The organism is Flavobacterium sp. TC780, assembly GCF_056783245.1.
The window spans coordinates 22022-31820 of sequence record NZ_JBXBAV010000059.1; the positions used below are offsets into that span (position 1 = coordinate 22022).

A 9799-nucleotide genomic window follows, 5' to 3' on the forward strand; every position below is an offset into this window, starting at 1 on the left:
ATATGGGAACTAAATATTTAAAATATTTTATAATACTCTCTTTGTTTTTTGCATTAGGATGTAGTAATACCAAGTATTTGCCAAAAGGAGATTTATTGTACACAGGTGCTTCGGTAAAAGTAGAAGATTCTGATTCTTAAAAAGAAAGAAAAAACAGCACTTCAAAACGAATTACAAAGTATGTTGCGCCCTTTGCCTAATAAACAATTTTTAGGATTGCGTATTAAATTATGGATATACAATATAGCTGGAGAGCCTAAGAAAAAGAAAGGAACAAGGTATTGGTTAAGGAATAAAGTTGGAGAAGCTCCAGTACTTTACAGTAAAGTCGATTTAGATTATAACTCAGCGGTGTTAAGAAATTATGCTGAAAATAAAGGATTCTTTAAAGTGAGAGTTAGTGCTGATTCTACTGCAAAAGATAAAAGAGCAACAGCAGAATATACCGTTATACCTAGAAAGCAATATAAAATAAAAAGTGTTACGTTTCCAGAAGATTCTTCGGCTGTAGCTAAAACAATAGCTAAAACAACTCGTAGATCATTGCTAAAAGTAGGGAAGCCTTATGACTTGGATGTTATAAAATCAGAGAGAGAGCGTATTGATTCGCGATTGAAAGAAAAAGGATTTTATTATTTTAATCCAGATTATATCTTAGCACAAGTCGATAGTACTAAAGGAGATTACGAGGTAAGTATAAAATTAAAAATAAAAGACGAAACGCCAGCAAAAGCAAAAGTACCTTATACGATAAATGATATAGTTGTATATCCTAATTTTTCTATTTTAAAGGATAGTACAGCTGTAGCCTATAAAAAAGAGGATATCGTAAAGTATAAAGATTTTACAATTATAGATTCGACAAATACATTTAGACCAAGAGTATTTGATAGAGCTTTGTATTTTAAGAAAGGAGATTTTTATAATCGATCCGATCACAACCTTTCTCTGAATCGTTTTGTGAATTTAGGAACATTTAATTTTGTAAAAAATGAATTTAAAGAATCTGATAGTATAAAAAATGCTTTAGATGCCTATTATTATCTAACCTTATTGCCAAAGAAATTTATTAGGGTTGAGGTATTAGGAAAAACCAATTCGGCTAGTTATTCAGGTACAGAGATCAATGCAAACTGGAATAACAGAAACTTACTTAGAGGAGCTGAATTATTTACATTATCAGTATTTGGAGGAGCAGATTTTCAAATTTCGGGACAAAATAAAGGGAATAATATATATAAAGTAGGAGGTGAAGCAAGTTTAACCTGGCCAAGATTAATTACGCCGTTTAATTTTCAAGGTTCTAGTGAGTTTGTTCCAAGAACTAAAGCAAGTTTAGGATATGAATATCAAAACCGAATTAATCTATATGCTTTAAATTCTTTTAGAGGATCTTTTGGTTATTCATGGAAAGAAAATGTTCGAAAAGAACATCAATTGGATATCATAGAGGTTAATTATGTAAGTCCAAATCATGTGACGCCTTATTATTTAGAACAGGTAGAGAAAGATAAATCATTATCTAAAGTACTCGAAAAACAATTGATTTTTGGACCTACGTATTCGTATACTTACACCAATACGATGCAAAAGAGAAAAAAGAATACATTCTATTTTAATGGCGAGCTTGATTTAGCAGGTAATATAACAGGCTTGGCAACAAAAGCAAATATCAAGAAGGATAATGCCATAAAAATATTCGATGTTCCTTTTAGTCAATATGTAAAACTAAAAACTGATTTTAGGCATTATTTTAAATTAGGAAAAGAAAGCCAATTAGCAAGCCGACTTATTCTTGGAGTAGGCTTGCCGTATGGTAATTCTTCTTCTTTGCCTTCGATAAAGCAATTTGTTGTAGGAGGAACCAATAGTATTCGCGCTTTTAGAGCCCGATCACTTGGCCCTGGTAGTTTTAAAAGTCAAGATACAACGAGCAACTTTTTACCAGATCAGTCAGGAGACTTAAAGCTAGAGTTCAATACAGAATACAGAGCTAAATTGTTTAGTATAGTACGAGGAGCAATATTTCTAGATGCTGGAAATGTTTGGCTGCTCAATAATGACACTAATAAACCTGGAGCAAAAATCAGTAAAAACTTTATGAAAGAAATTGCTGTTGGTGCAGGTGCAGGATTACGTTTCGATTTATCATTCTTAGTATTAAGAACCGACATTGCGTTTCCGCTAAGAATACCATATTTACCCGAAGGACAACGATGGGTAATCGATGATATTAATTTTGGAAGTGGTTCTTGGAGAAAAGACAATCTGATACTTAATATCGCAATTGGGTACCCTTTTTAAGATAATCCAATACAAAATTAGAATATTTAAGATTGTAGTTTTGTTGCCATACTTGGGTTAAAACAGCATCGTGCTATTAACATCTATACCTTTAAGTAATTGGACGTTTGTTTTTAATAAATTAGATAAAAGCAACTTTTTAGACTTATCCTTATTGCCGCTTATATCTCTGATGATTCTGTAAATATATCGCTTAGTGATATATTTAATTTTTCTACGAGTTTTCATAAACAAGGGATTTATAATTTGTTATTTAAAGTTACAAAAAATAACTCATGCATTCATCAAGTTGTTCTAATAAATTTTATGTTTTCAAAATATTCTGTAATCATTCAAAATAGGAAGAGCGGTTTATCGGTGTTAAATTTATTTAACGCTGTTAAAAAATTATAATTCAATTAACAATTGAGAATTTATTAATGGTTAATTTTGTAAAAAGATTAATCACAATGAACAATAATATACCCATTTCTTTATTAGAATTAGCATTAATTACAGAAGGTAGTGATGCAAAAGAAACATTTCAGAAAACAAAAGAGCTTGCTCAATTAGCTGATAATTTAGGTTATAACCGATTTTGGTTGGCCGAACATCATAATATGGAGCATGTGGCCAGCACGGCGACAGTAGTTTTAATAGGTTATATAGCAAGTCAAACGCAAAACATTCGTGTGGGATCAGGAGGAATAATGCTTCCCAATCATTCACCACTTATTATTGCGGAACAATTTGGAACATTAGAAACACTTTATCCTAATCGAATAGATTTAGGTTTAGGTAGAGCTCCAGGAACAGATTCTTTAACAGCTCAGGCCATTCGGGAAGATTTTTATGCACAGTCACAGCAATTCCCGAAAAATGTTCAAGCCATTCACAATTACTTTTCATCTGATAATGCTTCTGCAAAAGTACGTGCTTTTCCTGCCGAAGGAACTAATGTGCCTGTTTGGATATTAGGCTCTAGTATGGATAGTGCTTCGTTAGCGGCAGCAAAAGGATTGCCATATGCATTTGCAGGGCATTTTGCACCAAGAATGATGTTACAAGCATTTGAATTTTATCGAGAAAACTTTATTCCATCAAAATATTTGAGCAGTCCTAAAACAATGGCTTGTGTAAATGCAATTGGAGCAGATACAAATGAAGAAGCCGAAGTTTTGTCGACTACTTTATATCAAATGTTTTTAGGGTTAATACGTAACAACAGAAAGCCAGTTCAACCACCACTTGCATCATTAGATGGATTAATGAGTGAGGAAGAAAAATTCCATGTGGATCAGATGGTCGCTTGTACTTTTACAGGAAATAAAGAAAAGTTAGGAAAAGACTTAAAACAATTTATAGACCGTTCAGGTATAGATGAATTGATGATTACCAGTCCAATTTATAATCATCAGGATAAGCTAAAAAGTTTAAAAATTCTTAAAGAAGTTATTGATAACATAAATAAAGCGTAGTGATGTTTTCTAAAAAATCACTAAATTGGCTACATAATAGCCATCATTAAAATACAATTATGTCGAGAAGAATCATAGCTGGAATTGTAATTATAGTAGGGATTATCCTTGCATTTAAGTATTGTGAGTTTAAGAAAGATGATTCAACGAGTTTGGATTATAATACCAATTTAATACAGCAACAAATTGTAAACGTTGGAAAACTGATAGTTACCGAAGGACATTTCTCGGAAGTTGTAACTTATAAAAACTCAAACAAGTACTTGCTAGATATGATTTCTTTTGAAAAGAAAGCGTTGATTATAGTAAATGCAAATGTTACAGTTGCCTATGATTTACATAAAATGAAATATGAAATTGACGAGAAAAATAAGGTTATAAAGATTGTGTCAATTCCAAAAGAGGAAATTACAATCAATCCAGATATTCAATATTATAATGTTGAACAAAGTCAGTTAAATGCTTTTACAGGAGACGATTATAATAAAATAAATAAATCAGTAAAAGAGAATTTGGCTAAGAAAATAGAAAAATCATCACTTAAAACAAATGCTCAAAACCGATTGATTAGCGAATTATCTAAAATTTTAATTCTAACAAATTCAATGGGTTGGAAACTACAATACGATGGAAAAGAAATTCAAAGTGAAGCAGATTTAAGTAATGACTTGAAGTTGTAGGTTGGTACTAAGGTTCAAAGTTTCAAAGGCTCAGAGGTACAAAGTTTTCTTGCAATCTTGTCATGCTGAGCGGAGTCGAAGCACCGCAATTGTTTACGCGCCCTTCGACTCAGGGAGACAGTATTGTGGAAAATATATTTATGATTTTATCATGCCGAGCGAAGTTGAGGCATTTTAAAAAGTCTTAACACTTTTCCTTATCAAAAATCAAGTCCAGACCACCTGAAATCAAATGGGCTACTTCAGGTCTTCTTGTTTTTAAGTTTTCAAGATGAGCCAATACTTCTTGTAATAATTGGGGTTGATTACTATTCTTTAAAAGTTCTGTGATTTCTATAGATAATAGCCAGTCATTAGTATGATTTGCTTTGATCTTTTCGAATACAGAAGTCAGTAATGTTTCATGAGAGTTAGTTTCTCTTATAGTTCTAACCTGTTGATATAGTTCTTCTAGCTCATCACGTTCTTTAGAATGTTTAGCTTTGATGGTTTTTGTTTTTGGAACTGAATTAATCAGATCGAAACTGTTTACATCGGCTGGTCCCGAAAAAGCAGAAACTACTTTCTTGCCAATTGCCATATCGTAATTACCCCATTCTGGTTTAAATAAAATAGTGTCTCCGTGAGTTACAGTACAATTTTTAAAGCTGATTAAAATTATCTCACCATGTAGGTTTCTTGAACCAGTAATGATTTCTCCTTGTACGATGATTCCTCCTTCGAATTCTAATTTTATATTCTCGTTTTCGACTATTTTGTAGGCATTTAAATCCATCGGACTCATGTCTTCAATAGCAAGATTAAAACCTTTTAATTTTCCGATAGGGCTGCCAAAACCTTCAGGGTGAGTTAGGGTTCCGTGTCCTACTAATTCTTTTTCACGGTAGGACAAAGCAGTTTTGCCTGTTGTTTGTATATAAATAGGTTTGCCTTCAGCTTCAATAACATTGGTAAAAACACCAGAAATTTGTAATCCAGTGCTTAGTTCAATCGTTCCTAAAGCATTTGAATTTATTAATTTTTGAATGCCTGAAATTCCCCAGTACGTAATGCCATTTTATTAGCAAATTCTTCAAGAATAAGGCTTAAATGTGCAAAAGTAGGTGTAACATATAGTTGAGGTTGTAATTTTGTAATATCAAAAGCTCTGATTTGCTGCCGAGATATCATAAGGAATTTTCGTAACATTATCGGTCATGCACCAAGCGCTTTCGCCAATTGATGATAATAAACCAGCACCGTAAATTTTAGGGTCCTCAATAGTTCCAATTAAACCGTACTCGACAGTCCACCAATGTAAGTTTCTTATTTGTGCCATTTCAGACAATTCTCCCATGTTATTTTGCAAATCTTCAACTGCCTTTTCAGCCTGATCAATATCTGCTTGTGGAGTTCCTTCAGCTTCTTTTTAAGATCGAAAGCAATCGAATAGCTTCATACATTTGGTAATCTTTGTGTGAAGAAATGGCTTTACAGCCAATTTCGCCAAAGCGACGTAAGTATTCAGCATATTCAGGATTAGCAATAATAGGAGCATGCCCAGCACCTTCGTGAATAATATCTGGTGCAGGTGTGTATTCTATATGTTCGAGCTGACGAATATCAGAAGCGATTACTAAAACATTATAAGCTTGGAATTCCATAAAAGCATTTGGCGGAATAAAACCATCAACAGCTACCCAGCCCAACCAATTTCAGTTAGGATTCGGTTCATGCCATACATGCTTGGAATGTTATTGATTTCGATTCCTGTTTTTTTCAATCCATCTAGATAGGAATGATGCGCTACTTTAGATAAATAGTCAACATTTTTGCGCATTACATATCTCCAAACCGCTTGATTAATTGGAGTATAATCACTATAATCTTGTGGTTTAATAAATTGCTTTAAATGGTTAGGCAATCTATCTAATAATGGATTTGTTTCAATAATTGGGTTCATTTCGAAATCGTTGTAGTTCTTTTGCGAAATTACGAATTTAAAGAACTATTTTTAGTTTTTTATTTAGTTGTTTTTTGTAAATCTTTAAAATATTCAATTTTATGCTGGAATATGGATGCCATGCTTACAGCTCGTATCTTAGCTTCTTCAGCGAGAATACCTATAAAAAGACTATCTACCGTTTTTGTAAAAATCTCCATCCATCTAGTAAAATGTGATTGGTCTACAGGCAAATGTTTGTGCGGTGGAAATGGGCTTCCGGAATAGGTGTGCTGTTCTAATAAAATAGTTTGCCAAAACTTATACATTGTTTCTAAATGTTCCGGCCATCTTCCTTGAATTTTTTCATTAAAAATTGGTCCAATGAGGTCATCCTTTTGAACTTTGCCATAAAAAGTATTAACTAATAACTTTATGTCTTCGATTGTTGCTATATCTAAAATTACCATGTTGTATGTAAAAAAAAATTATATGTAAAAATAAGATATAAAAGAGGGTTTATCTTATAATCTTAGTTAAATGAATGCAAAAAAGGTCTTAAAAGAATCAATATATGTCAAGAGTTGAATTTATAGTCTTTTCATTTTTTAATACACACGTAAGTAAGTCGAAAGGTTAAAAATCAGAGAGTCATGAAGGAGTAACATCGATTAAAATAACTAAAAATAATGCATTGCTCATTACTTAAATCCTGTTAGGACTAATTCTGATAGTGTTTTTAGTTACTACCCAATAAGCTGCGCATATAAATCCTGATTTTCATTGAGATATTGAAACTCAAATCCTTTGTTTACCATATTGGTTTTTATGTTTATAATATCCTTTTTGTTTTTTAGTTCTAATCCTACTACTACTGAGCCTACCTCTCTGCTGTTTTTCTTTGCAAATTGAAAATAAGTGATATCATCATTAGGACCTAATATATCATTTACAAATTCTTTAAGCGCGCCTGGACGTTGTGGAAATTGAATCATAAAATAATGCATTAATCCTTCATAAAGCAGAGAACGCTCTTTTATTTCGGCAGTTCGTTCAATATCGTTGTTACTGCCACTTACAACACAAACTACCGTTTTACCTTTTATTTTGTCTTTATAAAAGTCTAATGCAGCTATAGTTAATGCTCCTGCTGGTTCTACGACCATTGCTTCTTCATTGTACAATCGCAAAATAGTGGTACAGACTTTACCTTTGGGAACAAGGATAATATCGTCTAAGTTTTTACGACATATATCAAAGGTTATATTACCAACTTGTTTTACTGCTGCACCATCTACAAATTTATCAATAGTTTTTAAAGGTGCATTTTTGCCATCAATAATAGACGTTTTCATTGATGGGGCCCCTTTTGGCTCGACACCAATAATTTTGGTTTCAGGGCTTAAGTGCTTAAAAACTTCTGAAAGTCCCGATGCTAATCCGCCACCGCCTATAGGAACAAATACGTAATCTATGGGGTCTTTATAGAATTCCAGAATTTCTAGTCCTACAGTGCCTTGTCCCGCAATAACTTTTAAATCATCAAAAGGATGGATAAAGATTCTATTACTTTTTAAAGCATCTTCAGTCGCAGAAGCATAGGCATCATCAAAAGTATCTCCTGTAAGAACGATTTCTACAAAAGACTTTCCAAATAATTGTACTTGTTTTACTTTTTGTTTTGGAGTAGTTTTTGGCATATATATCTTGCCTTTTATTTGTAATAAATTACAAGAGTATGCCACGCCTTGTGCATGATTTCCTGCGCTAGCACAAACAATTCCTTTTGTTTTTTCGGTAGTATTTAGAGAGGAAATTTTATTATAGGCACCTCTAATTTTATAGGAACGTACAATTTGTAAATCTTCTCTTTTTAATAAGATAGTTGCTTTAAATTCGTCTGAGAGGTTCAGGTTTTGTGTTAGTGGAGTAGCGGCAACTACTTTGCTTAGTTGTTCTTTGGCTGTAATTACTTGGTTAAATAAAGTCATATGTTTTTGGTTATTTTTTAAAATAAAAAAAACCTCCCAAGTTGGGAGGTTTAATAAATTGTATTTTTTTCACTTATTTATATAACACCTCGCCACTATTGTAGAATTACAATAATGCTAATAATAGCGATAATGATGTTATTTAAGTTTGTCATTGTTTATTATTTGAAAAAACAAATGTATTAATTATTTAATAAGAACAACAAAAATATTATTTTTTTGTAATTGTAGGAGGGTATTGTGATAGTATCTTACTTACGAAATCACCCACTATTTTATCTTTTTTATCTCCTCCTTGTTGAGTTAAATAGCCAAAACTCCTTCACCTTGCCAAATCATTTCTTTTTTCTTAGCATCGATAAAATCGATGTATAAAGTTCCTTGAGTAGATGTTGAAACAGAAGTTTGATTTCCCATCATTAAGTATGGGTTCCATCCATAACCCGCATCCATAGCCCCATCCAGCACTAAACTGGTTTACGTTTACTTCTTCTCTGGCTTTAGTAAAAATGTTTATTAATAAATCTGGATTGTCACTTTTTGTAAATCCTTTTGCAGCCATTTGTTCGTCGATAGCACGTAAAATTCTTCTTTTATCTAAATCGGAAATCTCTACTTTATCGACACCAGCTTTAAAATAAGCATAGGTTTTGTATTTAGTAAAATCGACAGATTTATCATAATCTGAGTGTACTGTAATACTACTACAAGATGTTAAGACAAGAAGTAGCAGCATCGGTAAAATAAATAATTTTTTCATGTTTAGATGGTTTTAAAGGTTATATCGATTTTGATTTAAAATAATGTTTCGTCAACTATATTAGGGATGGTCACTTTCAATAAAGGTTGCGTACTCATAGCTCTTTTTATTGCAAAAATTGCTTCGTCATTACGTGCCCAGCTTCTTCTTGAAATTCCATTGTTAACATCCCAAAAAAGCATTGACTCTAAGCGTCTTGACGCTTCTTTACTTCCATCAAGAATCATACCAAAACCACCATTTATAACTTCGCCCCAGCCAACACCACCACCATTATGTATTGAAACCCATGTAGCCCCTCTAAAGCTGTCTCCGATTACATTTTGTATTGCCATATCAGCTGTGTATCTTGAGCCATCATAAATGTTGGATGTCTCTCTGTATGGAGAATCTGTTCCAGAAACGTCATGATGATCACGTCCTAAAACAACAGCTCCAATTTCTCCTTTTGCAATAGCTTGGTTAAAAGCTTCTGCAATTTTTATACGACCTTCGGCATCGGCATATAAAATTCGTGCCTGTGATCCTACAACTAATTTATTTTGTTGTGCACCTTTTATCCATTTGATGTTATCCTGCATTTGCTGCTGAATTTCATCGGGTGCTGTTTTTGCCATTTCTTCTAAGACCTGCGAAGCAATGGTATAGGTGCTGCCTCCCTAACAACAGGAGCATGTATTAACCTT

The 9799-nt window shown here is 32.7% G+C and carries 4 protein-coding genes and 4 pseudogenes; 3 read left to right on the forward strand and 5 right to left on the reverse strand.

Annotated features, from left to right (window positions below; genetic code table 11):
• Window positions 1-2 precede the first annotated feature (2 nt).
• The 3 genes and pseudogenes from tamL (at window position 3) to AC1RYN_RS05875 (ending at window position 4441) form a co-directional block, all read left to right on the forward strand.
• Window positions 3-2304 (forward strand): annotated as a pseudogene (gene tamL / locus AC1RYN_RS05865) (translocation and assembly module lipoprotein TamL).
• 449 nt (window positions 2305-2753) lie between these two features.
• Entirely contained in the window at window positions 2754-3761 is a 1008-nt protein-coding gene (locus AC1RYN_RS05870) for an LLM class flavin-dependent oxidoreductase (protein WP_481806200.1), read from the forward strand.
• A gap of 59 nt (window positions 3762-3820) precedes the next feature.
• Window positions 3821-4441 carry a DUF4230 domain-containing protein gene (locus AC1RYN_RS05875; protein ID WP_481806201.1) on the forward strand — a complete coding sequence of 207 codons (621 nt, stop codon included), beginning with the start codon at window positions 3821-3823 and terminating at the stop codon, window positions 4439-4441.
• 184 nt (window positions 4442-4625) lie between these two features.
• Here AC1RYN_RS05875 and AC1RYN_RS05880 read toward each other — a convergent pair.
• The 5 genes and pseudogenes from AC1RYN_RS05880 to AC1RYN_RS05900 all read right to left on the reverse strand — a co-directional run.
• Window positions 4626-6383, reverse strand: a pseudogene (locus tag AC1RYN_RS05880) (aromatic amino acid hydroxylase).
• 59 nt (window positions 6384-6442) lie between these two features.
• On the reverse strand, window positions 6443-6832 hold the full coding sequence (locus tag AC1RYN_RS05885; RefSeq protein ID WP_481806202.1) for a group III truncated hemoglobin: 390 nt from the start codon (window positions 6830-6832) through the stop codon (window positions 6443-6445).
• Between the two features lie 276 nt (window positions 6833-7108).
• Window positions 7109-8353, reverse strand: coding sequence for a threonine ammonia-lyase IlvA (gene ilvA / locus AC1RYN_RS05890; RefSeq protein ID WP_481806203.1), 1245 nt, complete (start codon window positions 8351-8353; stop codon window positions 7109-7111).
• 211 nt (window positions 8354-8564) lie between these two features.
• Window positions 8565-9113 (reverse strand): annotated as a pseudogene (locus tag AC1RYN_RS05895) (DUF4136 domain-containing protein).
• Window positions 9114-9148: 35 nt separating this feature from the next.
• Window positions 9149-9763 (reverse strand): annotated as a pseudogene (locus AC1RYN_RS05900) (urocanate hydratase); the annotation flags it as partial.
• Window positions 9764-9799: the final 36 nt, after the last annotated feature.

What these genes read in the sequence shown, in the direction of transcription:
- AC1RYN_RS05870 (WP_481806200.1), top strand. Translation starts at nt 2,754, where the DNA reads ATGAACAATAATATACCCATTTCTTTATTAGAATTAGCATTAATTACA.
- AC1RYN_RS05875 (WP_481806201.1), top strand. Translation starts at nt 3,821, where the DNA reads ATGTCGAGAAGAATCATAGCTGGAATTGTAATTATAGTAGGGATTATC.
- AC1RYN_RS05885 (WP_481806202.1), bottom strand. Translation starts at nt 6,832, where the DNA reads ATGGTAATTTTAGATATAGCAACAATCGAAGACATAAAGTTATTAGTT.
- ilvA (WP_481806203.1), bottom strand. Translation starts at nt 8,353, where the DNA reads ATGACTTTATTTAACCAAGTAATTACAGCCAAAGAACAACTAAGCAAA.